Genomic DNA, 25039 nt, shown 5'->3' on the forward strand with positions numbered 1-25039 from the left:
GGGTGCTTCGCTCAGCTCTCCGCGGCGACCGGCTCACGGGTGGCCGCGGGGGTGACGCGGACCGGGGCGGCGCTCTCCTTCGGCATGCCGAGGCCCATGGAGCGCATGATCCAGCCGACGACGCCACCGAGGGCCACGACGACCATGCCGGCCCAGAAGCCGACGGGCTCGGCCATCACGATGAAGGCGCCCGCGACGCAGAAACCGATGAAGGCGATGATGACACCGGTCCAGGCGGCCGGGGTGTGACCGTGGCTGCTGCCCGCCATGACTTGCTCCTCGTTGCTGTGTACGTGTCGAGTACCTGCCGTACAGGTCGTACGGTCCGAGCCCGCCCGTCACTCTCCGAGCCGGGTCGCTCGCGGTCTATTGTCCCGTACGCCCATGGGCGATCGACGCGGGGGTGGGAGTCTCGTTGCCCACACTTGGGCGGCGGTTCAGGCGCCGGTGGGGTCCTCGCCCCGGTCCAGGGCCTTCCAGATCTCCTCGGGGCGCTCCGGGTCGACCGGGCGGGCGCTGCGCCGGGGGCGCTCCGTGCCGCGCTCGTAGCGGCCGGACATGGCGGGCCAGCGGGGGCCGTAGCGCAGCGCGAGCAGCCCGGCGAGCAGGATCAGCACCCCGCCGGCGGCGGCCGCGTAGGGCCAGGCGGTGTGGGTGAGGGCCTGCACGGTGGCCGAGGTGTCGCCGGTGGTGGCGGCCGCCTTGTCGTCCAGCGCGGAGCCGTCGGCGACCCCGGCGAGCGCGGCGGCGACGATGCCCGCGCCGGAGAGCGCGAGCAGCGCGGCGACGGCGAACCGGCCCGCCCGGCGCACCGCGAACACGGCGACCAGCGCGGCGAGGCCCACGACGGCCAGGGCGGCCGGGACGCCGGTGACGTCGCTGCCGGTGGCGGTCAGCGGGAAGTGTCCGCCGGCGACGGTCGCGGTCCCCTCGGCCCAGCGCTGCCGGGTCGCCAGCAGCGCCACGGCCGCGCCGAGCGCGCCGGACAGCAGGGCGACGGCGAGGCTGCGCCGGCCGGAGCGGGCGGGGGCGGCGGCTTCGGAACGGGGGTGCGGTACGGCAGTCACGTACTCCACTATCGCCTGAACCCCGGACGAAGCGTCATCCGGGGTTCCGACGAACGGGTCACACGGTGCCCAGCCGGTTGGCGGTGTGGACGGCGCGCAGCACGGCCGCCGCCTTGTTGCGGCACTCCTGGTCCTCGGCGACCGGGTCGGAGTCCGCGACGATCCCGGCTCCGGCCTGCACGTATGCCGTGCCGTCGCGCAGCAGGGCGGTGCGGATGGCGATGGCGGTGTCGGAGTCGCCCGCGAAGTCGAGGTAGCCGACGCAGCCGCCGTACAGGCCGCGCCGGGAGGGTTCGAGTTCGTCGATGATCTGCATCGCGCGGGGCTTGGGGGCGCCGGAGAGGGTGCCGGCCGGGAAGCAGGCGGTCAGCACGTCGAAGGCGGTGCGGCCGCCGGCCACCTCGCCGGTGACGGTGGACACGATGTGCATCACGTGCGAGTAGCGCTCGATCGACATGAAGTCGACGACCTCCACCGAGCCGGGCTCGCAGACCCGGCCGAGGTCGTTGCGGCCGAGGTCGACCAGCATCAGGTGCTCGGCGCGCTCCTTGGGGTCGGCCATCAGCTCGTCGGCGAGCGCCTGGTCCTCCTGCGGGGTGGCGCCCCGGTGCCGGGTGCCCGCGATGGGGTGCACCATGGCGCGCCCGTCCTCGACCTTGACCAGCGCCTCGGGCGAGGAGCCGACCACGTCGAACCCCTCGAACCGGAACAGGTACATGTACGGGGACGGGTTGGTGGCCCGCAGCACCCGGTACACGTCCAGCGCGCTCGCGGTGCAGGGCGTCTCGAAGCGCTGGGAGGGGACGACCTGGAACGCCTCGCCCGCGCGGATGCGCTCCTTGACGTCCTCCACGGCCTCCCGGAAGTCGGGGCCGCCCCACAGCGCGGTGTACTCGGGCAGCTCCGAGGGCGGCAGCACGGCCGGGGGCTGGGCGACCGGGCGGGCCAGGTCGGCCTCCATGGCGTCGAGCCGGGCGACCGCGTCGGCGTACGCCTCGTCCACGCCGGTGTCGAGGTCGTTGTGGTTGATCGCGTTGGCGATCAGCAGGACCGAGCCCTCCCAGTGGTCCATCACCGCGAGGTCGCTGGTCAGAAGCATGGTCAGCTCGGGCAGGTTCAGGTCGTCGCGCTCGCCGGGGCCGATCTTCTCCAGGCGGCGGACGATGTCGTAGCCGAGGTAGCCGACCATGCCGCCGGTGAAGGGCGGCAGGCCCTCCTGGTGCGGGGTGTGCAGGGCCTGGAGGGTGGCGCGCAGCGCGGCCAGCGGGTCGCCGTCGGTGGGGACGCCGACCGGCGGGGTGCCGAGCCAGTGGGCCTCGCCGTCGCGGGTCGTGAGGGTGCCCGTCGAGTGGACGCCGACGAAGGAGTAGCGGGACCAGGAACGGCCGTTCTCGGCGGACTCCAGCAGGAAGGTGCCGGGGCGTTCGGCGGCCAGCTTGCGGTAGAGGGCGACGGGGGTGTCGCCGTCGGCGAGGAGCTTGCGGGTGACCGGGACGACCCGCCGGTCGGCGGCGAGCTTGCGGAAGGTGTCGAGGTCCATGGCGGTCACTGGTCCTCTCCCTTGAGCAGCACGTCGGCGTCGAAGCAGGTCCGGTCACCGGTGTGGCAGGCGGCGCCGGTCTGGTCGACCTTGACCAGCACGGTGTCGGCGTCGCAGTCCAGCGCGACCGACTTCACGGCCTGGACGTGCCCGGAGGTGTCGCCCTTGACCCAGTACTCCTGGCGGCTGCGGGACCAGTACGTGCAGCGGCCGGTGGTCAGCGTGCGGTGCAGCGCCTCGTCGTCCATCCAGCCGAGCATCAGCACCTCGCCGGTGTCGTACTGCTGGGCCACGGCGGGGACGAGGCCGTCCGGGTCGCGCTTGAGGCGGGCGGCGATCTCGGGGTCGAGGCCGCTGGGACGGGGGCTGCCGGTCGTACGGGTCATGGGTGCCATTGTGCCGTGCGGTGCCCGGGGTCACGTTCCGTGTCCGCTGCGTGGTCCTCGGGGGTGGCCGTAGGCTGAAGCCATGTCGACCTTCGCCAAGCGTGAACGGCTCCTGCTCGCAGACCTCTTGGAAACCGCCGGCCCGGACGCACCGACCCTGTGCGAGGGCTGGACGACCCGTGATCTGGCCGCGCACGTGGTGGTGCGCGAACGGCGCCCCGACGCGGTGGCCGGGATGTTCGCCAAGCCGCTGGCCTCCCGGCTGGACCGGGTCATGGACGAGTACGCGGCCAAGCCCTACGACGAACTGGTCCAGCTGATCCGCACCGGCCCGCCGAAGTTCTCCCCGTTCCGGATCAAGCAGGTGGACGAGGCCGCCAACATCGTCGAGTTCTACATCCACGCCGAGGACGTGCGCCGCGCCCAGCCCGACTGGAGCCCGCGCGAGCTGGACCCGGTCTTCCAGGACCTGCTCTGGTCGCGGCTGGAGCGCACGGCCCGGATGACCGGGCGGCACGCCCCGACCGGTCTGGTGCTGCGCCGCCCGGACGGCCGTACGGCGGTGGCGCACCGGGGCACCCCGGTGGTCACGGCGACCGGTGAGCCCTCGGAGCTGCTGATGTTCGCCTACGGGCGGCAGGACGCGGCCAAGGTGGCGCTGGAGGGCGACGCGGACGCGATCACCTCCCTGCACGACTGCCGTCAGCTCGGTCTCTGACCCGCCTCCGACCCGCCTCGAACGGCTGGGAGCCGCCATGATCAAGGTCGCCATGACCGGGGTGTACGTGGACGACGTGGCGCGGGCGCACGCCTTCTACACGGAGGTGCTGGGGTTCGAGACCCGGCTCCACATGGACCTCGGCGACGGCCTGCTGTTCGTGACGGTGGGCGCCCCCCAGGGCGTCCAGCCGGACCTCCAGCTCCTGCTGGAGCCCGGCGGCGGCCCCATCGCCGAGCCGTACCGCACCGCGCTGTACGAGGCGGGCCTGCCGACCATCGTGTTCGAGGTGGACGACATGCGCGTGGAGTACGAGCGGCTGCGCGCCGCCGATGTCCGGTTCACCCATCCCCCGCAGGAGCAGGGGCCGGTCCTGGCGGCCGTGCTGGACGACACGGTGGGCAATCTGGTCCAGCTCACCCAGCGGCTGCGCTGAACGCCTCAGGCGGGCAGCTCGGCCCGCCTGAGGTGGGGGAAGCACAGCACGACGACCCCGCCGAGACCGCACACCGCCGCGCTGGCCACGAACACCGGCCCGAGTCCCCACAGACCGATCGCGGCGGCCGCGAACGGCATGCTCAGCGGGGCGAGCCCCAGGCTGACCAGACTGGCGACGGCGGTGATCCGGCCCAGGTAGGCGGGGTCGGCCTGGGTCTGGAGGAGCGCCCCGCACATCGCGCCGCTGAGCCCGGCGAGCAGCCCGACCAGCAGGGCCACCCCGACCGCCGCCGGGAGTACCGGCACATAGGCGAGGGCGCCGATGGCGACGGACCCGGCGAGGATCGACCAGGCCGCGGTCAGTCCGGCGCGCGGGACCCGGCCGCGTACCGCGAGCAGCAGGGAGACGGCGCCCGCGCCGACGCCGAACCCGGCGAGCACCCAGCCCATGCCGGGCGCACCCCAGCCGCGCCGGTCGGCGAGCAGGGTGAGGCCGACGTTGAGCGGGCCGACGAAGCCGAAGTCGCCGAGGGCGATGGCGAGCATCAGCGGGCCGAGGACGCGGTGGCGCCGGACGTGGCGCAGGCCGTCCACCAGTCCGGCCCAGGCGGTGCCCGCCTCGCGGGCGGTCTCCTCGACGGGCAGCGGTCTGATCCGGACGGTGATCAGCAGGGGCAGCGAGAGCGCGATGAGCAGTCCGGCCAGCCCGAACGCGGTGGCCGCGCCGCCGAGCGCGACGCCGAGCCCACCGAGCGGGGCGCCGACGACACCGGCGATCCGGATGGCGAGCCCGCGCAGGCCCTGCACCCGGGCCAGCTGGCCGGGCGCGGTGATCCGGGCCGGGAGCGCGCCGACGGCCGGCATGAAGACGGCGTCCACGGTGCCGAAGACCAGCGCCAGCGCGGCCAGCGGCCACAGTCCGGGCGTGGTGACGGACAGCAGCGCGGCCACCGCGAGCACGGCCGCGCACCGCACGGCGTCACTGCCGACGACCACCCGGCGCGGTCCGAACCGGTCCGCGATCACCCCGCCGCCCAGCAGCAGCAAGGCCCTGGGCACGGCGCCGGCCGCCATCACCAGCCCGGCCTGCGAGGGGCTCCCGGCGCGGACGGCGGCCCAGGACAGGGCGATGTAGTAGACGTTGTCGCCGAGCATGGACGCGGTGTAGGCGCCCAGCCAGCGCAGCACGTTGGGGTCACGGTGAGCCGCCCGGTCGCCTGTCGGGGCGGCCGGGCGGGTCTCGGTGTCGGCGAGGGGGCTCGGTTCGGACAGCTCAGACACGGACCGGGTGGCCCGCTTCTCGCAGGGTGTCCTTGACCTGGCCGATGCGCAGATCGCCGAAGTGGAAGACGGAGGCGGCCAGTACCGCGTCCGCGCCCGCGTCGACGGCCGGCGGGAAGTGCGCGAGGGCGCCCGCGCCGCCGGAGGCGATCACCGGGACCGAGACGTGCGCCCGGACAGCCGCCAGCATGTCGAGGTCGTAGCCGTCCTTGGTGCCGTCTGCGTCCATCGAGTTGAGCAGGATCTCGCCCGCGCCCAGCTCGGCGGCCCGGTGCGCCCACTCGACCGCGTCGATGCCGGTGCCCGTGCGGCCGCCGTGGGTGGTGACCTCGAAGGAGCCGGACGGGGTGCGGCGGGCGTCCACCGAGAGGACCAGCACCTGGCGGCCGAACCGCTCGGCGATCTCGCGGATGAGGTCGGGCCGGGCGATGGCGGCCGTGTTGACGCCCACCTTGTCGGCGCCGGCCCGCAGCAGCTTGTCCACGTCCTCGGCGGTGCGGACGCCGCCGCCGACGGTGAGCGGGATGAAGACCTGCTCGGCGGTGCGGCGCACCACGTCGTAGGTGGTCTCCCGGTCGCCGGAGGAGGCGGTGATGTCCAGGAAGGTCAGCTCGTCGGCGCCCTCGGCGTCGTAGACCTTGGCCATCTCCACCGGGTCGCCCGCGTCGCGCAGGTTCTGGAAGTTGACGCCCTTGACGACCCGGCCGTTGTCCACGTCCAGGCAGGGGATCACGCGTACGGCCAGGGTCATGCGGACACTCCTCGGAACGCCTCCACCTCGATCTCGACGACCAGGCTGGGGTCCACGAAACCGGAGACGATGATCATGGATGCGGCGGGCCGGACGGTGTCGAACAGCTCCTTGTGTGCGCGTCCGACCTCCTCCACGTCCCGGGCATGGGTGAGGTACATACGGGTGCGCACCACATCGTCGCGGCCGAGGCCCACCTGCTCCAGCGCGCTCAGCGCGACGGCGAAGGCGTTGACGGCCTGCTCGTACGGACCGCCTCCGGCGATCTGCCCGTCCACGATGGAGGTGCAGCCGGAGACCAGCACCAGACCGTTCGGCAGCTCCACGGCGCGCGAGTAGCCGAACTGGTCCTCCCAGGGCGCGCCGGTGCTGATCCGGCGTACGTCGCTCACCGGGACACCGCCGCGAGGGCCTCTTCCAGGGTGAACGCCTCGGCGTACAGCGCCTTGCCGACGATGGAGCCCTCGACGCCGAGCGGCACGAGGTCGGCGATGGCGCGCAGGTCGTCCAGCGAGGAGACGCCGCCGGAGGCGACGACCGGGCGGTCGGTGACCGCGCAGACGTTCCTCAGCAGCTCCAGGTTGGGGCCCTGGAGGGTGCCGTCCTTGGCGATGTCGGTGACCACGTAGCGGGCGCAGCCCTCGCGGTCCAGGCGGGCGAGCGTCTCGTAGAGGTCGCCGCCGTCGCGGGTCCAGCCGCGGCCGCGCAGGGTGGTGCCGCGTACGTCGAGGCCGACGGCGATCTTGTCGCCGTGCTCGGCGATGACCTTGGCGACCCACTCGGGGGTCTCCAGGGCTGCGGTGCCGAGGTTGACGCGGGTGCAGCCGGTGGCGAGGGCGGCGGCGAGGGTGTCGTCGTCGCGGATGCCGCCGGACAGCTCCACCTTGATGTCCATGGCCTTCGCGACCTCGGCGATCAGGTCCCGGTTGTCCCCGGTGCCGAACGCGGCGTCCAGGTCGACCAGATGCAGCCACTCGGCGCCCGCGCGCTGCCAGGCGAGGGCCGCCTCCAGCGGGGAGCCGTAGGAGGTCTCGGAGCCGGACTCGCCGTGCACGAGGCGTACGGCCTGGCCGTCGCGGACGTCGACGGCGGGGAGCAGTTCGAGCTTGGCCATGGTATTAGAGGGTTCCGATCCAGTTGGTGAGGAGCTGGGCTCCGGCGTCGCCGGACTTCTCGGGGTGGAACTGGGTGGCGGACAGCGCGCCGTTCTCCACGGCGGCCACGAACGGCCCACCGTAGGTCGACCAGGTCACCGCGGGCGGGGTCATGGCCGCGTTGAGCTGCTCGAAGTCCCAGTCCTGCACGGCGTAGGAGTGCACGAAGTAGAAGCGGCTCTCCGGGTCGATCCCCGCGAAGAGGCGCGAGCCGGCCGGGGCGTCGACGGTGTTCCAGCCCATGTGGGGCACCACGTCGGCCTTGAGCGGGCCGACCGTGCCGGGCCACTCGTCCAGGCCGTCGGTCTCCACCCCGTGCTCGATCCCGCGCGCGAACAGGATCTGCATGCCGACGCAGATGCCGAGCACCGGGCGGCCGCCGGCCAGGCGCCGGTCGACGACCCAGTCGCCGCGGGCCTCGCGCAGGCCGGTCATGCAGGCGGCGAAGGCGCCGACGCCGGGCACCAGCAGGCCGTCGGCGTTCATCGCCTTGTCGAAGTCGCGGGTGATCTCCACCTCGGCGCCCACCCGGGCCAGCGCCCGCTCGGCGGAACGGACGTTGCCGAAGCCGTAGTCGAAGACCACGACCTTCTTCACGTCGGTCAACTCCACACCCCCAGCCGCATGACGCCCGCGACCAGGCACATGGCCGCGCCGATGGAGACCAGCACGATCAGGCTGGCGGGCATCTTCTGCTTGACGAAGGAGATGATGCCGCCGACCAGGAAGAGGCCGACGACGATCAGGATGGTGGACAGTCCGGTCATGGGGTTACAGCGCGCCCTTCGTGGAGGGGAGGATGCCGGCCGCGCGCGGGTCGCGCTCGCTGGCGTAGCGCAGGGCGCGGGCGAGGGCCTTGAACTGGCACTCCACGATGTGGTGCGCGTTGCGTCCGTAGGGCACGTGCACGTGCAGCGCGATCTGGGCCTGGGCGACGAAGGACTCCAGGATGTGCCGGGTCATCGTGGTGTCGTACTCGCCGATCATCGGCGCCATCTTCTCGGGCTCGGTGTGCACGAGGTAGGGGCGGCCGGAGAGGTCGACGGTGACCTGGGCGAGGGACTCGTCCAGCGGGACCGTGCAGTTGCCGAAGCGGTAGATGCCCACCTTGTCGCCGAGCGCCTGCTTGAAGGCGGCGCCGAGCGCGAGGGCGGTGTCCTCGATGGTGTGGTGGGTGTCGATGTGCAGGTCGCCGTCGGTCTTCACGGTGAGGTCGAACAGACCGTGCCGGCCGAGCTGGTCGAGCATGTGGTCGTAGAAGCCGACGCCGGTGGCGATGTCGGTCTTGCCGGTGCCGTCGAGGTCGATCTCGACGAGGACCGAGGTCTCCTTGGTGGTGCGCTGCACGCGTCCTGTGCGGCTCATGCGTCAAGCTCCTTCTTCAGGTCCCGTACCGCGTCGAGGAACGCGTCGTTCTCTTCGGGGGTTCCGGCGGTCACCCGCAGCCATCCGGGCACGCCGTTGTCCCGGACCAGCACCCCCTTGTCGAGGATGCGGCGCCACGCGCCCTGGGTGTCCTCGAAGCGGCCGAACTGCACGAAGTTGGCGTCGGACTCGGTCACCTCGTAACCGATGGCCCGCAGTTCGGCGACGAGCCGGTCCCGCTCGGTCTTGAGCTGCTCGACATAGCCGAGCAGCGTGTCGGTGTGCTCCAGCGCGGCCAGCGCGGTCGCCTGGGTGACGGCGCTCAGGTGGTAGGGCAGCCGGACCAGCTGGACGGCGTCCACCACGGCCGGGTCGGCGGCCAGGTAGCCGAGGCGCAGTCCGGCGGCGCCGAACGCCTTGGACATGGTCCGCGAGACCACCAGATGCGGGCGGCCCCGGAGCAGGGGCAGCAGCGAGTCGCCGTGGCTGAACTCGATGTACGCCTCGTCCACGATCACCATGGACGGCTTCGCCGCCTGCGCGGCCTCGTACAGCGCGAGGACGGTCTCGGGCGGGACGGCGTTGCCGGTGGGGTTGTTGGGGGTGGTGACGAACACGACGTCGGGCCGGTGCTCGGCAATGGCGCGCTCGGCGGCGGGCAGGTCGATGGTGAAGTCCGCGCCGCGCGGCCCGGAGATCCACCCGGTCCCGGTGCCGCGCGCGATCAGCGCGTGCATCGAGTACGACGGCTCGAAGCCGAGCGCGGTACGGCCGGGCCCGCCGAAGGTCTGGAGGAGCTGCTGGATGACCTCGTTGGAGCCGTTGGCCGCCCAGACGTTCTCGGCGGTGAGGGGGTGGTGGCCGGTCGTGGTGAGGTACTTGGCGAGTTCGGTGCGGAGCTGGACGGCGTCCCGGTCGGGGTAGCGGTTCAGGTTCCGGGCGGCCTCGCGCACCCGCTCCGCGATCCGCTCGACCAGCGGCTCGGGCAGCGGGTAGGGGTTCTCGTTGGTGTTCAGCCGGACGGGGACGTCCAACTGGGGCGCGCCGTAGGGGGACTTGCCGCGCAGCTCGTCACGGATGGGGAGTTCGTCCCAGGGGGACTGGGCACTGTTGCCGGTCACTTGGTCCCCGGTACCTTCCAGCCGAAGCGGGCCTTGACCGCCGCGCCGTGCGCGGGCAGGTCCTCCGCCTCCGCGAGCGTCACCACGTGGTGGGCGACCTCGGCGAGGGCGTCCTCGGTGTAGTCCACGATGTGGATGCCGCGCAGGAAGGACTGCACGGACAGGCCCGAGGAGTGGCAGGCGCAGCCGCCGGTGGGCAGCACGTGGTTGGAGCCGGCCGCGTAGTCCCCGAGGGAGACCGGCGCCCAGGGGCCGATGAAGACGGCGCCAGCGTTGCGCACCCGGTCGGCGACGGCGGCCGCGTCCCGGGTCTGGATCTCCAGGTGCTCGGCGCCGTACGCGTCGACCACCCGCAGGCCCTCCTCGACGCCGTCCACGAGGACGATCGCGGACTGCTGCCCGTTCAGCGCGGGCACGATCCGGTCGTCGATGTGCTTGGTGGCGGCGACCTGGGTCTTCAGCTCCTCGTCCACAGCGTCGGCCAGCGCGACCGAGTCGGTGACCAGGACGGCGGCGGCCAGCGGGTCGTGCTCGGCCTGGCTGATCAGGTCGGAGGCGACGTGCACCGGGTCGGCGGTGTCGTCGGCGAGGACCGCGATCTCGGTGGGGCCGGCCTCGGCGTCGATGCCGATCTTGCCGGTGAAGAAGCGCTTGGCGGCGGCGACCCAGATGTTGCCGGGGCCGGCGACCATGTTGGCGGGCGGGCAGGACTCGGTGCCGTAGGCGAACATCGCCACGGCGGTGGCGCCGCCGGCCGCGTACACCTCGTCCACGCCGAGCAGGGCGCAGGCGGCGAGGATGGTCGGGTGCGGAAGGCCGCCGAACTCGGCCTGCGGCGGCGAGGCGAGCGCGACGGAGCCGACGCCGGCCTCCTGCGCGGGCACCACGTTCATGATCACGGAGGAGGGGTAGACCGAGCGGCCGCCGGGCGCGTACAGCCCGACCCGGTCGACGGGGACCCACTTCTCGGTGACGGTGCCGCCGGGGACGACCTGGGTGCTGTGGGGGCTGCGGCGCTGGGCGCGGTGGACCAGGCGGGCCCGGCGGATGGACTCCTCCAGGGCGGCGCGCACGGCCGGGTCGAGGTCCGCCAGGGCGTCGGTGAGCGCCTGGGCCGGGACACGGACGGATTCCAGCCGTACTCCGTCGAACTTCTCCGCGAAGTCGATCAGTGCCGCGTCGCCACGATGATGCACGGCCTCGCAGATCGGACGCACCTTCTCCAGGGCGGCCGAGACGTCGAAGTCGGCTCGGGGCAGCAGGTCGCGCAGGGCGGGGCCCTCGGGGAGGGCGTCGCCGCGCAGATCGATTCGGGAGATCACAGTCCCAATTCTCTCAGACCGGCGCCGGACCCCGTCCGCGCGTATCAATGGCTGATACAGAACGTGGGACAACCGGTGGCACAGAGCGTGGCCAAATCCCGCGAGTTCACCCTCACTTTGTGTGTCGAACCCGTCACTCGGCGGGCATGAGCCGGGGAACGACGTGTGGGACGGACGTGGGCGGCGGGCCGGGCGGTGACGCCCGTGGCCGGCTCGCGGGAGAGGAGCCGCGGTGACCGAGGCACTGGCGGCCGGTCCGGGCGCCCAGGAGCTGCCGGACGATCTGACCCCGGCCGAGGCGGGCATGTGGCAGGCGTTCCGCAACGGCAGCGTGTACGACCTGACCAGCGGCGATCCGGCCGTGGACGATCCGCACGGCGGCATCCCCTGGGGCCCGGAGCGCAGTGTGCGGGCGCGGGTGGTGTGCTGGCTGCTGCTGGACGGGCCGCCCGCGCTCGCGGGCCGGGTCTCCTCGCTGAAGCTGACCGGGGTGCGGATCACCGGCACGGTGGACCTGGCGGGCGGCACGGTCACGCCGTACGTGGAGCTGCGGTGCTGCCGGTTCGACGACGAGGTCCGGGTGCCGGAGGCGCACTTCACCACGGTGCGGCTGGTGGACTGCGCGGTGCCCCGCCTGGAGGCGGCGCGGGTGCGCACCGAGGGCGATCTGCACCTGGCGCGCTGCCGCTTCCGAACCGGCGTCCGGCTGACCGACGCCCGGATAGGCACCGACCTGATGCTGAACCAGGCGGTCGCGCACCGTGACCGCAGCGGGCGGTCCATCGCGGCGGACGGTATGACGGTCGGCCAGGACCTCCAGGCGGAGATGCTGGAGTCGTACGGCGAACTCCGGCTGCGCGGCGCCCAGGTGGGCGTGTCGCTGAGCCTGCGCGGGGCCCGGCTGTCCAACCCGTACGCCCGACTGGCGCTGAACGCCCCGCAGCTGACGGTGGAGCGGACCCTGTATCTGACCCCGGCCGCGGTGGGCAGCCCGCTGCTGAGCGGGACGACACCGGCGCGTGGGACCCGGGTGCAGCGGTTCGAGTGCCGGGGCGGGATGCGGCTGGACGACGGCCGGTTCGGGGACGCGGTGGACCTGGAGGGGGCGCGGTTCGTGCTCACCGACGACCAGGAGCTGTCGCTGCGCCGGGTGCAGACGCCCGAGTTGCGCTTCCTCGGGGACCGGCCGCCGTCGGGCCGGGTGGTGCTGTCGGGCGCCCGGATCGTCAACCTGGTGGACCAGGCAGGCAGTTGGCCGGAGCCGGGGAACCTCCAGATGAGCGGTTTCACCTACGAGAACCTCGTACCGCGCGGCCCCTTCCCGCTGGCCCACAGGCTGGACTGGGTGGCGGCGGCGACCGCCGAGTACCACCCGGAGCCGTACGAGCGGCTGGCCGCGGTGCTGCGGGCGGCCGGGGAGGACGAGGACGCCCGCGACGTCCTGCTGGCCAAGCACCGCAGACGCCGCGAGACCCTGCCGCTGGCGGCCAAGCTGTGGGGGTACCTCCAGGACTGGACGGTCGCCTACGGATACCGTCCTGGCCGGGCCGCGCTGTGGCTGACGGTGCTGTGGGCGGCGGGCACGCTGGCGTTCGCGCAGGCCGATCCGCCCCCGGCGCACTCCGAGGACCATCCGGCGTGGAGCCCGGCGCTGCTCACCCTGGACCTGCTGCTGCCGGTGATCGACCTGGGCCAGCTCGACCAGTGGCAGCTGCGCGGGGCGTGGCCGTGGCTGGCGGCGGCGCTGATCATCCTGGGCTGGGTGCTGGCGACGTCGGTGGCGGCGGGCGCGACGCGGCTGCTGCGGCGGAGCTGACACGGCTTATGGTGGCAGGGGCCTGACAATAGAGGAAAAGCCACCTTTTTGCGGTTCCTTGACCCCCGGCGGCACAACCTTCCATCACTTGTCCCAACCCTCTGGCGCGGGCCCGACCTGCGGACTTTCAATGGTCGGCACCATGGTTCTGCTGCCGGCGTTCCTCCGCCCCACCCGGAAGACACGACGCGCCTCGCGCCCGGACTCCCCCGCACCGGCCGACGACGTCATCCTCGACGCGCCCGACGACCGCCTCTCCCCCGCCCTGGTCTCGGCCGGGCAGGGCGGGTTCACGGTCGCCGCCGCCCTGCTCGCGGCCACCCGCGCGGCGGCCCAGTGGGAGGAGCGCGACGCCTACGCCACCCGGCTCGCCGCCTTCGCCCGCTCCCGCCCCGAGTGGTTCGAGGCATGGCGCGCGGCCGACCCCGGCGACCCCGGCGTGCTGCTGGTCGGCGCCCAGCTGGCCGTGGACCGCGCCTGGCCCTCGCCGGGCCGGGCCGAGCTGCTGCGCGAGGCCAGCCCGCTGATCACGGCCGCCGCCCGCGCCGACGACCGCGACCCGGTGCCCTGGCGGATCGCGCTGGACCACGCGCGCGGCTCCCGCGCGGGCCACCGCTACTTCGAGGAGCTGTGGGAGGCGGCCGTACGCCGCTCCCCGCACCACTACGGCTGCCATGTGGCCGCGCTGCGCTATCTGGCCACCTTCTGGCACGGCTCGCACGGCGAGTGCTTCGACTTCGCCGAGCCGGCCGCCCAGGACGCCCCGCCCGGCTCGCTGGTGCAGGCGCTCCCGCTGCGGGCCGCCTTCGGCTACCTCACCGACGCCTGCGGCCCCGAGGTGCCCCGCGAGCGGCTGCTCGCCGCCGCCGACCGCGCGGTGGCCCTCTCCGCCCGCTTCCCGGCCGCCGACCCCCGCCCGGCCGAGGTCCGCAACACGCTGCTGTACGTCCTGCTGCGCCTGGAGCGCTGGGAGGAGGCCCGCACCCAGCTCGCGCTGACCGGCCCGTACGCCACCTCGTTGCCGTGGAGCCGGGTGTCCGAGGACCCGCTCGGGCACTTCCTGCGGCTGCGCGACGCCCTGCTGGCCGACGCCCCGCCCGGCGCCCTGGCCGCCCTGCTCCCGACCCCGCCGCGCGCCCGCGTCTGAGTCCGGCGGGGGCCGGGCGGGCCCGGATCGGTGAGACTGCCGCTGGCGCCGCGGACGCTCCCGCGGGCGGGACCATTAGGCTGGGGCGTCGTGACCACCGCCCGCCTGCCTCTCTTCCCGCTGAACACGGCGCTGTTCCCGGGACTCGTGCTGCCGCTGTCCGTCTTCGAGGAGCGGTATCGCGCCATCATGCGCGAGCTGCTGAAGACCCCGGAGGACGAGCCGCGCCGGTTCGTCGTCGTGGCGATCCGCGACGGCCATCAGCTGGCGCGCAGCGCCACGGGCCTGCCGGACCCCGACGCCGGCACCGAGGAGCCCCCGGCGGGCGGCTTCGGCCCCGACCCGCTCAAGGCCCTGCACCGGGTGGCCTGTGTGGCGGACGCCGCGACCATCCGGGAGCGTCCCGACGGCACGTTCGAAGTGCTGTGCACGGGCACCACCCGCGTCAAGCTGCTCTCGGTGGACGACTCCGGGTCGTTCCTCACCGCCGAGGTGGAGGAGCTGCCGGAGGAGCCCGGGGACGAGGCGGGCGCGCTCGCCGAAGGGGTGCTCCACTCCTTCCAGCAGTACCAGAAGCGGCTGGCGGGCGCCCATGAGCGCTCCATCTCCGCCGACTCCGAGCTGCCGGACGACCCCAGTGTGATCTCCTACCTGGTGGCGGCGGCGATGGTGCTGGACACCCCGACCAAGCAGCGGCTCCTCCAGGCCCCGGACACCGCGTCCCGGCTGCGGGACGAGCTGAAACTGCTTCGCGCGGAGACGGCGATCATCCGTAGTCTGCCGTCCCTGCCCGCGTTCGAGCTGACGCGGGCGCGCACCAGTCTGAACTGAGGGAAACAGAGGGCCGGCACCCGCGATGGCGAAGAAGTCCAAGAAGCAGCAGGCGGGCGGCACGCCCGCCACGGTGGCCCTCGGCGCGGCGGGCGTGGACCACACGGTCCACGCCTACGAGCACGACCCGGCCCACCCCTCCTACGGCGAGGAGGCGGCCGAGGCGATGGGCGTCTCCCCCGACCGCGTCTTCAAGACCCTGGTGGCCGAGGTGGACGGCGCCCTCACGGTGGCCGTGGTCCCGGTCTCCGGCACGCTGGACCTGAAGGCGCTGGCGGCGGCCGTCGGCGGCAAGCGGGCGGCGATGGCCGACCCCGCACTCGCCGAGCGCACCACCGGTTACGTACGCGGCGGCATCTCCCCGCTCGGCCAGCGCAAGAAGCTCCCCACCGTGCTGGACGAGTCGGCCGGCGCCCACCCGACGATCTGCGTCTCGGCGGGCCGGCGCGGTCTGGAGGTCGAACTCGCCCCCGCCGATCTGGCCACCCTGACGAAGGCCGTCCTGGCACCCATCGGCCGGGGCTGACCCCATACGCGGGTTACGCGGGCGGCGTCCCGTACGGGCCCTGCGGCTCGTGGTCGTAGGGGCCCTGCTCGTACGGGTCGGGGTCGCGCGGGCCGAAGAGGGCCGTCAGGCCCAGGTGGACCAGGAGCGCGCCCAGCGGCCAGGCCAGCAGGGCGCCCTTGGCGCCGAGCCGGAGCGGGGCCGGGAAGGTGACGCCCGCGCCGACCGCCTTGGCGTGCGCGATCACGTCCGAGGTCGGGCCCAGCCAGACCCCGAGCCGCCAGGCCAGCAGCGAGGCGAGCAGCCCGCCGACGCCGAGGCCCACCACCAGCGGCACGCCTCCGCGCCGCCGCAGCAGGAACACCACGACCGCGCTGATCAGGCCGAACGCCAGGCCCAGCAGGGTGAAGGTGCCGTCCACCCCGGCCGCCTGCTCGCCCTCGGTGTCCTTGAGGTAGACCACCCAGCTCCGGTCGGTCGTCTCACCCACCAGCGGCACGTGCGGGGCCAGCCACCACCACAGCAGCCCGAGCAGCACCCCGGAGAGCGCCACCGCCACGGCCACGACGACGGCTTCGCGTACTTCGGTCTTCATACCGGGGCCGTCCTGTCCGTACGGGTCCGCGACCGGTGTCCCGCCCGAGGGGCCCCCTCCGTGCTGATGCGCGAAGTCGTCGTGCGGCGGCGGGGGCGGAGTCAGCGGTGCGGTCACCCTGACATCGTGCCAGGTCGTGTCGCGCGCCGCGTCACCGGACGGCGGCCCTGCGGTAGGCGCGGGTCGCCACCGCCAGCGAGATCACCCCGACGCCCGCGCACACGCCCAGGTCAGCGAGGACCACCGCCCAGTCGGGGTCCGGGCCGAAGGTGCGCGCGTACGCCTCCACCCCGTAGGTCGAGGGCAGCAGGTCGCGGGCGAGGCGCACGATGCCGGGCATCCGGTCGGCGGGCAGCACGCCGAGCAGCAGCGCCGCCGACATGCCGAGCTGGCCGAGCAGCGTGGCGAGTTCGGGGCGCGGGGCGAGCAGCCCGCAGGCGGCACCGAGCCCGGACAGCGCGGCCCCGGCCAGCGGGATCACCGCCAGCAGCACCCACAGGTTGGACAGCGGCAGCCCGAACAGCGCGCAGCCCACGACCGCGGTGACCAGCGTCCCCGGCACGGTGAAGGAGGCGTACGCGGCCGCCGCGCCCAGCACCACGGCGGCCGGCGGCACCGGCAGCGTGGCGTAGTGGTCGAGCCCGCCGCTGGCCCGCAACTGGCCGAAGTACTGCGAGAGCAGGTTCAGCGCCACATAGGCGACGACCAGCACCGAGGACCCGGCGACCACGGCCTGCGCCTCGGGCCCGCTGTCCACCACGCCCCGCATCATCACGGCGATGCCGACCGACTGGAAGGTCGCCACGAACAGCAGCGGGATGCGCGCCACCCGGGCCCGTGACAGCTGGGCCCGGTAGACGGCGGCCAGCGAAGGCCACAGCCGCACGGGCGGCCCCAGCTCGGCCGCGCGCCGCGCCTGTCCCGGCACGCTCCTCGCGCCGCCCGGCAGGACCTCGGCGGGTACGACACTCACGACGCGCTGCTCCTCTTGACGACGGCGGCCGGACAGACGTCCCCCAGGAACCGTACGGATGCGATCAGGACCGTGCTCACGCCTTGACCAGTCCCTGCCGGGCCTCCCCGCCGAGGGCGAGGTAGACGTCCTCCAGGCTCGGCGTGGCGAGGGTGAAGTCGTCCAGCGCGGCGAAGGCGGCCCCGCCGGTGACGGTGGCGACGGCGGCCCGCGCCTCCTCGGGGGCGAGCCGGAGCGTCCAGCGGCGTCCGGCCTCCACGGCCCGCTCACGCAGGACGGCGACTTCGGGCACGTCAAGGGGCGCCCGTTCCCGCCAGACCAGCTCGACCCGGACCTCGCCGGAGACCCGCTCCTTGAGCCCGGCCGGGGTGTCGCAGGCGATCACCCGGCCCTCGTCGAGCACGGCGACCCGGTCGAGCACGGTCTCGGCCTCGATGACGTTGTGGGTGACCAGCAGCACGGTCGCGCCCTGCTCGGCGCGGCGCCGGTCGACGGCGGCCCAGACCGCGCGCCGGGCCACCGGGTCCATGCCGGTGGTCGGCTCGTCCAGCACCAGCAGCGGGCGCGCGCCGACGAGGGCGGCGGCCAGGCAGGCGAGCCGCCGCTGGCCGCCGGACAGCTTCTTCAGCGGGCGCCCGGCCAGCGGGGCGAGTCCCAGCTCGTCCAGGACGGCGTCCCGCTCGGCGCGGGCGGCGCGTGCCTCAAGGCCGCGCAGCCGGCCGGTGGTCTCGACGGCGAGGGCGACCGTCAGCTCGTCCAGCGCGGAGGACTCCTGGCCGAGGTAGGCGAGGATGCGGGCGGCCCGCTCGGGGTGGCGCACGATGTCGTGGCCGAGGATCTCGACGCTGCCGGAGTCGGGGCGCAGCAGCCCGGTGAGCTGGCGGACCAGGGTGGACTTGCCGGCGCCGTTGGGGCCGAGCAGCCCGAAGATCTCGCCGTGCCGCACGTCCAGGGTCACCTGGTCGGTGGCCCGCACCGCGGGCGCGCCGACCGCGCCGCGCCGCCCTTTGACGGGCGGATAGGTCTTGCTGAGCGCGCGCACGCGTACGACGTCGTCGTACCTGAGTGGCTCTCCCGCGCGCGTGGTCACGAGGGACGAGACTACGCGGTGCGGACCCTTTACTCGCCTTTGGGGCACCTCATCTCGGCATCCGCCGGTCAGGGCGCGTTCACTCCCCGGCGGTCGCGCTCTCCGCCGCGGCCGGGACGTCGAACTCCCGCCAGAACCCCGCCCGGATGGCGTAGCGGTCGTGCTCGTCGATCTGGTCGTCCTTGTGGGCGAGCAGGCCGAAGCGGGCCGCGTAGCGCAGCAGCTCGCCGTCGATGCGGTGCGGGATGCGGGGGTACATCGCGGACAGCCGCTGGAGGTGGCCCTGGTCTCCGAGCCGGGCCATCCAGCGGCGGGCGAAGACCTGGCCGACCTCGTAGGGGTCGCCGCCGACCGTGGTGATGTCCTCCTCGCGGTCCGCCCAGCGCTGCTCGGCGGTGGTGAGCTGGGCCAGCGTCGGCATGGCGGCGACCTCCGGCGGCTCGGCGGGGGTGCCCGGCCGGTCCACCCAGCCCTTGTCGGAGGACCAGCGCAGGGTGGCGCTCGCGGGGTTCTGGGCAGGCGGGGCGCCGGGGGTGGGGTTGCGCAGCGCGGCGAGGTCCTTGGGGGTGGGGACGCCCTTGTGGGCGGCGCTCCGGTCCTGGCCGCCGTTCTCCGGTGCGGTGGCGGCCGGGCGGTGGGTGTCGTCCTCGGCGGTGCGCTCCTGGCCGGAGGGCGCGGACTCGGGCAGCGGGGCGGAGAGGATCGCGGCGATCTCGGGGCGGGGCACCGGGGGCGGGGCGCAGACGCCGGTGAGTTCCTTGGCGCGGACGGCCTTGATGATCCAGGCGCGGTCCAGCACGCGCCGTTCGTCGGCCTCGGCGACCAGGTCCTCGGACTGGTTGTAGTCGCCGTCGGCGGCCTGCACGGCCCACAGGTGGACGGCGACGCCGTGCTCCTTGGCCGCCATCATGCCGGGCAGCAGATCGCCGTCGCCGGTGACGAGGACGATGTCGGAGCAGGCGCGGTTACGGGCCAGCTCGGTCAGCTCGGCGTGCATGGCCGCATCGACGCCCTTCTGCGCCCAGCGGCCGTCGCTCCTGGTCAGGGCGCCGAGCCGGACGGTCACCCGGGGCATCACCCGGAGTCTGCGGTGTTCCGGCTGGGGGACCCGGTCGGGGGCGCCGTCGAACCAGTAGATGCGCAGCAGCGGGCGGCCGGTCTCCGACTCGGCGCGTTCGCGCAGCGCCTGGATGAGCGCGGTGTGGTCGACGATGATCCGGGACCGCGAGGGCTCACCGGCGAGGAGGCTCGCGGCGGCTCCCAGCAGATACCCGGCGTCCACCAGGACGATGCAGCGGTCCACGCGACTCACCCTCTTTCCGGGAGGTATTGCTTCGGCGTTCCTTCGAGTCTGCCCGACCGCGCGGGGGTTAACGGCCGGAACTCGATCTTCGGCGTGGCGTTTCGGGAGCCGGTGTCCCCACCAGCCCTGTCACACACGGTAATTATCCGACATGCGCTTGATGTCAGCGTATGTGAATCTAATTTCGGCCCTGGCCCCTAGACCCCCTTCAGGAGGCAGATCCCCATGGCCAAGAACAAGAACCGCAAGCAGACCGGTCCGAAGAACCGTGCTTCCCAGGCCGAGCAGTCCCAGCGCTCCGCCGAGCAGGCCCCCGAGGCGCAGGAGGCCACCGTCCAGATCGCGGGCGGCCAGCAGGACCACACCCGCAAGCAGAGCAAGCGCTTCGGCCACAACTGAGTCTCGCTACAGGGCATTTGACCCGCAGCAGGCATACGAAAAGGGGCGCACCTCCGCGGGGTGCGCCCCTTTTGCTCTGCGTATCGCGTCGCCCGGTGTACCGCCGGGCTCAGCCGGTCAGGCAGGACGGGCCGAGCAGGACCTTGAGGTCGCCGTAGAGCGCGGGGTCGGGCTTGACCCGGTGCCGGTCCAGGCGCAGCACGGTGGTCTTGCGCGGGCCCTGGAGCTTGATGCGGACCTCGCTGTCGCCCTTGTGGTGGCTGAGGATCTCGCCGAGGCGGCTGATCATCGGCGGGGTGACCCGGACCGCCGGGATGGTCAGCACCACGGGGGCGTTGGTGCCCGCGTGGGACAGGTCGGGCACCTGGAGCTCCATGGCGACCAGCCGGGGCACGTCCTCCCGCTTGTCGAGCCGGCCCTTGACGAACACCACGGCATCCTCGACGAGTTGGGTCGAGACGAGCTGGTAGGTCGCCGGGAAGAACATGCACTCGATGGAGCCCGCGAGGTCCTCCACGGTGGCGATGGCCCAGGCGTTGCCCTGCTTGGTCATCTTGCGCTGGAGGCCGGAGATGATGCCGCCGATGGTCACCACCGCGCCGTCGGAGTGCTCACCGCCGGTCAGCTGGGAGATGCCCGCGTCGGCCTTGTCGGAGAGCACGTGCTCCAGGCCGAAGAGCGGGTGGTCGGAGACGTAGAGACCGAGCATCTCCCGCTCCTGGGCGAGGAGATAGGTCTTCTCCCACTCCTCGTCGGTGAACTGGACGTCGAGTCCGAAGCCGGGTTCGTCGCCCGCGTCCTCGCCCATGCCGCCGAAGAGGTCGAACTGGCCCTCGGCCTCCTTGCGCTTGACCGCGACCACGTTGTCGATCATCGGCTCGTACTGCGCGGTGAGGCCCTTGCGGGTGTGGTTCATCGAGTCGAAGGCGCCGGCCTTGATCAGCGACTCGGTGGTGCGCTTGTTGCAGGCGACCGCCTCGACCTTGTCGAGGTAGTCAGGGAAGGACAGGTACTTCCCCTTGGTCTTGCGGCCCCGGATGATCGCCTCGACCACGTTGGTGCCCACGTTGCGCACCGCGGAGAGGCCGAAGAGGATCACGTCGTCGCCCTGGGCGGCGAAGTTGGACTCCGACTCGTTGACGTTCGGCGGGAGCACCTTGATGCCCATGCGCCGGCACTCGTTGAGGTAGACGGCCGACTTGTCCTTGTCGTCCTTGACCGAGGTCAGCAGTCCGGCCATGTACTCGGCCGGGTAGTTGGCCTTGAGGTAGGCGGTCCAGTAGGACACCAGGCCGTACGCGGCGGAGTGCGCCTTGTTGAACGCGTATCCGGCGAACGGGACCAGCACGTCCCACAGCGCCTGGATGGCCTCGTCGCTGAAGCCCTTGTCGCGGGCGCCCTTCTGGAACAGGACGAAGTTCTTCGCCAGCTCCTCGGGCTTCTTCTTGCCCATCACGCGGCGGAGGATGTCGGCCTCGCCGAGCGAGTAGCCCGCGATGATCTGGGCGGCCTTCTGCACCTGCTCCTGGTACACGATCAGGCCGTGGGTGACGTCCAGGACCTCCCGGAGCGGCTCCTCCAGCTCCGGGTGGATCGGCGTGATCTCCTGCTGCCCGTTCTTGCGCAGGGCGTAGTTGGTGTGGGAGTTCATGCCCATCGGGCCCGGCCGGTACAGGGCCGAGACGGCGGAGATGTCTTCGAAGTTGTCCGGCTTCATCAGGCGCAGCAGCGAGCGCATGGGTCCGCCGTCGAACTGGAAGACGCCGAGGGTGTCGCCGCGCTGGAGCAGTTCGAAGGTCTTGGGGTCGTCGAGCGGGAGGCTCAGGAGATCGATGTCGATCCCCTTGTTGGCCTTCACCATCTTGACGGCGTCGTCCATGATCGTGAGGTTGCGCAGGCCCAGGAAGTCCATCTTCAGCAGGCCGAGCGACTCACAGCTCGGGTAGTCCCACTGGGTGATGGTCACGCCGTCGGTGTGCCTCACCCACACCGGGACGTGCTCGGTGATGGTCTCGCTGGACATGATGACGCCGGCGGCGTGCACGCCCATCTGCCGGACCAGGCCCTCCACACCGCGCGCGGTGTCGATGACCTTCTTCACGTCCGGTTCGTTCTCGTACATCGACCGGACCTCGCCCGCCTCCGAGTACCGGGGGTGCTCGGGGTTGGTGATGCCGTCGATGTTGATGCCCTTGCCGAGGACGTCGGCGGGCATGGCCTTGGTGATCCGGTCGCCCATCGCGTACGGGTAGCCCAGCACGCGCGCGGAGTCCTTGATCGCGTTCTTGGCCTTGATGGTGCCGTAGGTGCCGATCATGGCGACCTTGTCGGCGCCGTACTTCTCGGTCACGTACCGGATCACCTCGACGCGCCTGCGCTCGTCGAAGTCGATGTCGACATCGGGCATCGAGATGCGCTCGGGGTTGAGGAACCGCTCGAAGATCAGGCCGTGCGGGATCGGGTCGAGGTCGGTGATGCCCATGGCGTAGGCGACGATCGAGCCGGCCGCGGAGCCTCGGCCGGGGCCGACCGCGATGCCGTTGTTCTTGGCCCACATGATGAAGTCGGCGACCACGAGGAAGTAGCCGGGGAAGCCCATCGAGATGATGACGTCCATCTCGTACTCGGCCTGCTTCTGGCGGTCGTCGGGGATGCCGCCCGGGAAGCGGCGCTCCATGCCGCGGCGCACCTCCTCCTTGAACCAGGTGACTTCGGTGTAGCCGTCCGGGATGTCGAACTTGGGCATGAGGTTCTTGGCCTCGAACATGCCCGTGGTGTCGACCATCTCCGCCACCAGGAGGGTGTTGGCGCACCCCTCCTGCCAGGCGTCGGAGGAGTCGATGGCGTACATCTCGTCCGTGGACTTCAGGTAGTAGCCGGTGCCGTCGAACTTGAAGCGGCCGGGCTCGGAGAGGTTCTTGCCGGTCTGGATGCACAGCAGGGCGTCGTGGGCGGCCGCCTCGTGCGCGTACGTGTAGTGCGAGTCGTTGGTGACCAGCGGGGGGATGCCGAGCTTCTTGCCGATCTCCAGCAGGCCGTCGCGGACCCGGTGCTCGATGTCGATGCCGTGGTCCATCAGCTCCAGGAAGTACCGGTCCTTGCCGAAGATGTCCTGGTAGTCGGAGGCGGCCTTGATGGCCTCGTCGAACTGGCCGAGCCGGAGGCGGGTCTGCACCTCGCCGGAGGGGCAGCCGGTGGAGGCCACGATCCCCTCGGACCACTTGGAGATGGTCTCCTTGTCCATCCGGGGCCACTTCTGCAGCCAGCCCTCGGCGTACGCGTCGGAGGACAGCCGGAAGATGTTGTGCAGGCCGGTCCGGTTCACCGCCCACATCGTCTTGTGGGTGTAACCGCCGGAGCCGGAGACGTCGTCCCGCTTCTGGTGCGGCTGGCCCCACTGGATCTTGCGCTTGTTGCGCCGGGACTCGGGGGCGACATACGCCTCGATCCCGATGATCGGGGTGATCCCGGCCTTCTTCGCGGTGTGGAAGAAGTCGTACGCCCCGTGCAGGTTGCCGTGGTCGGACATGGCGATGTGCGTCATGCCCATCTCGTTGCACGCGTTGAACATGTCCTTGAGCCGCGCGGCACCGTCCAGCAGCGAGTACTGGGTGTGGACGTGCAGGTGCGTGAAGGGCGGCTTCGACACGGTTTCGGCCTCCGGGTGAACAAGAAGGGGACAGCTCGGAAGTCTATGCCCCGGCACTGACACAGCCGGGCCCGGTCCACGTACCTTCGGGCGGGAACCGGGCACTCCGGCGCGGCGTCGCCCGTTGTGGACGGGAGGGGGCGCGGCGGTACGGCTCCCCCGTGTTCCCGCGCACATCCTTCGTTCGATCCCGCACGATCCCGCACGATCCCGCACCAGGAGGCACCCCGCGATGTCGGTTCCCCAGCTCAGCGACGAGCAGCGCGGCGAGGAGATCCTCGCCGTCTTCGACACCGCCTTCGGCCGGCTGCTGGCCGCGGACCCGGCCGCGTTCCGGGTCAAGTTCCGCAAGATGGCCGCGAGCGCCTTCGCCTTCTACCGTGGCACCGCGAGCCTCTTCTACCACGACCTGGACGCCGAGAAGCGGGGCGGCCCGTACCTGGACGAGCGCACCTCGCGGGTGTGGGTGCACGGCGACCTGCACGCCGAGAACTTCGGCACCTACATGGACTCCAACGGGCGCCTGGTCTTCAACGTCAACGACTTCGACGAGGCGTACGTCGGCCCCTTCACCTGGGACCTCAAGCGCTTCGCCGCCTCCATCGCGCTGATCGGGTACGCGAAGGCGCTCAGCGACGAGCAGATCACCGAGCTGGTGACCGTCTACGCGGTCGCCTACCGCGAGCGCATCCGCGCCCTGGCCACCGGCGCCAAGGACGACGAGGTGCCGCCCTTCACCCTGGACACCGCCCAGGGCCCGCTGCTGGACGCGCTGCGCGACGCCCGCTCGCTGACCCGTTTCGGGCTGCTGGAGTCGATGACGGAGATCCGCGACTTCGAGCGCCGGTTCGCGCCGGGCGGCGGCTCGGTCGAACTGGACGCGGCCACCCGGTACAAGGTGCTGGCCGCCTTCGACGGCTACCTGGAGACGCTCCCGGACACCTCGCTGGCCCGCCCGGAGTCGTACCGGGTCAAGGACGTGGTGGGGCGGCGGGGCATCGGCATCGGCTCGGCCGGGCTGCCCTCGTACAACATCCTGCTGGAGGGGGCGACGGACGCCCTGGAGAACGATGTGGTGATCTACATCAAGCAGGCGCAGACCCCGGCCGTCTCCCGGCACATCACGGACCCGGCCATCGCCGGCTACTTCCAGCACGAGGGCCACCGCACGGTGATCTCCCAGCGCGCCCTGCAGGCGCACGCCGACCCGTGGCTGGGCTGGACCGAGCTGGACGGCGCGGGCCAGCTGGTCGCCGAGATCTCGCCGTACGCGGTCGACCTGGACTGGGGCGACATCGACGACCCGGAGGAGATCGCGGCGGTCGTCGCCGACCTCGGCCGGGCCACGGCCACCATGCACGCGGCGGCGGACGAGACCACCTCGGGCGAGTCCCTGGTGCCGTTCTCCACCGAGCGGGCCATCGACGCGGCGCTCGCGGGTGACGAGGAGGGGTTCGCGCCCCTGCTGGTGGACTTCGCGCACAGCTACGGCGCCCGGGCCCGCGCCGACCACCAGACCTTCCTGGACCTGTTCCGCAACGGCCGGATTCCGGGGCTGTAGCCGCCGCACACCCTTTACGGGTGTCTC

26 protein-coding genes are annotated in these 25039 nt (G+C 72.5%); 8 read left to right on the top strand and 18 right to left on the bottom strand.

Features of this window, described 5'->3' with window-relative positions; translation table 11 throughout:
- Positions 1-11: 11 nt before the first annotated feature.
- The 4 genes from D0Z67_RS07010 to hisI all read right to left on the bottom strand — a co-directional run bounded on the left by D0Z67_RS07010 (position 12) and on the right by hisI (position 2993).
- On the bottom strand, positions 12-269 hold the full coding sequence (locus D0Z67_RS07010) for an HGxxPAAW family protein (protein WP_031182905.1): 258 nt from the start codon (positions 267-269) through the stop codon (positions 12-14).
- A 168-nt stretch (positions 270-437) separates the two neighbouring features.
- Positions 438-1076 carry a TIGR02234 family membrane protein gene (locus D0Z67_RS07015; protein ID WP_031182906.1) on the bottom strand — a complete coding sequence of 213 codons (639 nt, stop codon included), beginning with the start codon at positions 1074-1076 and terminating at the stop codon, positions 438-440.
- Positions 1077-1125: 49 nt separating this feature from the next.
- Positions 1126-2607 carry an anthranilate synthase component I gene (locus tag D0Z67_RS07020; protein WP_031182907.1) on the bottom strand — a complete coding sequence of 494 codons (1482 nt, stop codon included), beginning with the start codon at positions 2605-2607 and terminating at the stop codon, positions 1126-1128.
- A gap of 5 nt (positions 2608-2612) precedes the next feature.
- Positions 2613-2993 carry a phosphoribosyl-AMP cyclohydrolase gene (gene hisI / locus D0Z67_RS07025; protein ID WP_031182908.1) on the bottom strand — a complete coding sequence of 127 codons (381 nt, stop codon included), beginning with the start codon at positions 2991-2993 and terminating at the stop codon, positions 2613-2615.
- Between the two features lie 82 nt (positions 2994-3075).
- On the opposite strand from hisI, the gene D0Z67_RS07030 reads away from it, so the two are divergent.
- Positions 3076-3711 (top strand): TIGR03085 family metal-binding protein, encoded by a 636-nt coding sequence (locus D0Z67_RS07030; RefSeq protein WP_031182909.1) that lies wholly within the window; start codon positions 3076-3078, stop codon positions 3709-3711.
- A gap of 37 nt (positions 3712-3748) precedes the next feature.
- Positions 3749-4147, top strand: a complete 399-nt coding sequence (locus D0Z67_RS07035; RefSeq protein ID WP_031182910.1) for a VOC family protein — start codon at positions 3749-3751, stop codon at positions 4145-4147.
- A gap of 5 nt (positions 4148-4152) precedes the next feature.
- On the opposite strand, the gene D0Z67_RS07040 is transcribed toward D0Z67_RS07035, so the two are convergent.
- Genes D0Z67_RS07040 through hisD form a run of 9 tightly spaced genes read right to left on the bottom strand, consistent with a single transcriptional unit; the run spans position 4153 to position 11143 of the window.
- On the bottom strand, positions 4153-5421 hold the full coding sequence (locus tag D0Z67_RS07040) for an MFS transporter (RefSeq protein WP_031182911.1): 1269 nt from the start codon (positions 5419-5421) through the stop codon (positions 4153-4155).
- Position 5422: 1 nt separating this feature from the next.
- Complete coding sequence (gene hisF, locus D0Z67_RS07045; protein ID WP_031182912.1) at positions 5423-6181, bottom strand: imidazole glycerol phosphate synthase subunit HisF; 759 nt, start codon at positions 6179-6181, stop codon at positions 5423-5425.
- A complete protein-coding gene (locus D0Z67_RS07050; protein WP_031182913.1) occupies positions 6178-6573 on the bottom strand; it encodes a RidA family protein in 396 nt (131 codons plus the stop codon). The genes hisF and D0Z67_RS07050 overlap by 4 nt, the downstream gene beginning before the upstream one ends.
- The gene (priA, locus tag D0Z67_RS07055; protein WP_031182914.1) at positions 6570-7295 is read right to left on the bottom strand and encodes a bifunctional 1-(5-phosphoribosyl)-5-((5-phosphoribosylamino)methylideneamino)imidazole-4-carboxamide isomerase/phosphoribosylanthranilate isomerase PriA; all 726 of its coding nucleotides are present in this window, start codon (positions 7293-7295) and stop codon (positions 6570-6572) included. Before priA ends, D0Z67_RS07050 begins: the two co-directional genes overlap by 4 nt.
- Positions 7296-7299: 4 nt before the next feature.
- A complete protein-coding gene (gene hisH, locus D0Z67_RS07060) occupies positions 7300-7947 on the bottom strand; it encodes an imidazole glycerol phosphate synthase subunit HisH (protein ID WP_031182915.1) in 648 nt (215 codons plus the stop codon).
- Positions 7938-8102, bottom strand: a complete 165-nt coding sequence (locus D0Z67_RS29630; protein ID WP_031182916.1) for a hypothetical protein — start codon at positions 8100-8102, stop codon at positions 7938-7940. Before D0Z67_RS29630 ends, hisH begins: the two co-directional genes overlap by 10 nt.
- Before the next feature lie 4 nt (positions 8103-8106).
- Positions 8107-8700 carry an imidazoleglycerol-phosphate dehydratase HisB gene (gene hisB / locus D0Z67_RS07065; protein ID WP_026248532.1) on the bottom strand — a complete coding sequence of 198 codons (594 nt, stop codon included), beginning with the start codon at positions 8698-8700 and terminating at the stop codon, positions 8107-8109.
- Positions 8697-9821, bottom strand: a complete 1125-nt coding sequence (locus D0Z67_RS07070; RefSeq protein ID WP_031182917.1) for a histidinol-phosphate transaminase — start codon at positions 9819-9821, stop codon at positions 8697-8699. Before D0Z67_RS07070 ends, hisB begins: the two co-directional genes overlap by 4 nt.
- Positions 9818-11143, bottom strand: coding sequence for a histidinol dehydrogenase (gene hisD, locus D0Z67_RS07075; RefSeq protein WP_031182918.1), 1326 nt, complete (start codon positions 11141-11143; stop codon positions 9818-9820). Before hisD ends, D0Z67_RS07070 begins: the two co-directional genes overlap by 4 nt.
- 232 nt (positions 11144-11375) lie before the next feature.
- Here hisD and D0Z67_RS07080 point away from each other — a divergent pair, with 232 nt between their 5' ends.
- The 4 genes from D0Z67_RS07080 (at position 11376) to ybaK (ending at position 15463) form a co-directional block, all read left to right on the top strand.
- Positions 11376-12959 carry a hypothetical protein gene (locus D0Z67_RS07080; protein WP_031182919.1) on the top strand — a complete coding sequence of 528 codons (1584 nt, stop codon included), beginning with the start codon at positions 11376-11378 and terminating at the stop codon, positions 12957-12959.
- A 130-nt stretch (positions 12960-13089) separates the two neighbouring features.
- Positions 13090-14106 (top strand): hypothetical protein, encoded by a 1017-nt coding sequence (locus tag D0Z67_RS07085; RefSeq protein ID WP_051887965.1) that lies wholly within the window; start codon positions 13090-13092, stop codon positions 14104-14106.
- A 90-nt stretch (positions 14107-14196) separates the two neighbouring features.
- Positions 14197-14937, top strand: coding sequence for an LON peptidase substrate-binding domain-containing protein (locus tag D0Z67_RS07090; protein ID WP_031182921.1), 741 nt, complete (start codon positions 14197-14199; stop codon positions 14935-14937).
- 25 nt (positions 14938-14962) lie between these two features.
- On the top strand, positions 14963-15463 hold the full coding sequence (ybaK, locus tag D0Z67_RS07095) for a Cys-tRNA(Pro) deacylase (RefSeq protein WP_031182922.1): 501 nt from the start codon (positions 14963-14965) through the stop codon (positions 15461-15463).
- Positions 15464-15476: 13 nt separating this feature from the next.
- Here the strand turns inward: ybaK and D0Z67_RS07100 are convergent, their stop codons facing one another.
- From D0Z67_RS07100 to D0Z67_RS07115, 4 genes are all read right to left on the bottom strand, one after another.
- The gene (locus D0Z67_RS07100) at positions 15477-16154 is read right to left on the bottom strand and encodes a hypothetical protein (protein WP_051887967.1); all 678 of its coding nucleotides are present in this window, start codon (positions 16152-16154) and stop codon (positions 15477-15479) included.
- A 34-nt stretch (positions 16155-16188) separates the two neighbouring features.
- The gene (locus D0Z67_RS07105; protein WP_031182924.1) at positions 16189-17010 is read right to left on the bottom strand and encodes an ABC transporter permease; all 822 of its coding nucleotides are present in this window, start codon (positions 17008-17010) and stop codon (positions 16189-16191) included.
- A 76-nt stretch (positions 17011-17086) separates the two neighbouring features.
- Positions 17087-18100 (bottom strand): ABC transporter ATP-binding protein, encoded by a 1014-nt coding sequence (locus D0Z67_RS07110; protein ID WP_051887969.1) that lies wholly within the window; start codon positions 18098-18100, stop codon positions 17087-17089.
- A 79-nt stretch (positions 18101-18179) separates the two neighbouring features.
- A complete protein-coding gene (locus D0Z67_RS07115) occupies positions 18180-19403 on the bottom strand; it encodes an NYN domain-containing protein (protein ID WP_031182926.1) in 1224 nt (407 codons plus the stop codon).
- Positions 19404-19628: 225 nt separating this feature from the next.
- Here D0Z67_RS07115 and D0Z67_RS29635 point away from each other — a divergent pair, with 225 nt between their 5' ends.
- Positions 19629-19802: a hypothetical protein gene (locus D0Z67_RS29635; protein ID WP_165507340.1), complete on the top strand. Its 174-nt coding sequence runs from the start codon at positions 19629-19631 to the stop codon at positions 19800-19802.
- A 109-nt stretch (positions 19803-19911) separates the two neighbouring features.
- Here the strand turns inward: D0Z67_RS29635 and dnaE are convergent, their stop codons facing one another.
- Complete coding sequence (gene dnaE, locus D0Z67_RS07120) at positions 19912-23451, bottom strand: DNA polymerase III subunit alpha (protein WP_031182927.1); 3540 nt, start codon at positions 23449-23451, stop codon at positions 19912-19914.
- 232 nt (positions 23452-23683) lie between these two features.
- On the opposite strand from dnaE, the gene D0Z67_RS07125 reads away from it, so the two are divergent.
- Positions 23684-25012, top strand: a complete 1329-nt coding sequence (locus D0Z67_RS07125; RefSeq protein WP_031182928.1) for a DUF2252 domain-containing protein — start codon at positions 23684-23686, stop codon at positions 25010-25012.
- The last annotated feature ends 27 nt before the right edge of the window (positions 25013-25039 follow it).

This window comes from Streptomyces seoulensis (assembly GCF_004328625.1).
Lineage (GTDB): Bacteria > Actinomycetota > Actinomycetes > Streptomycetales > Streptomycetaceae > Streptomyces > Streptomyces seoulensis.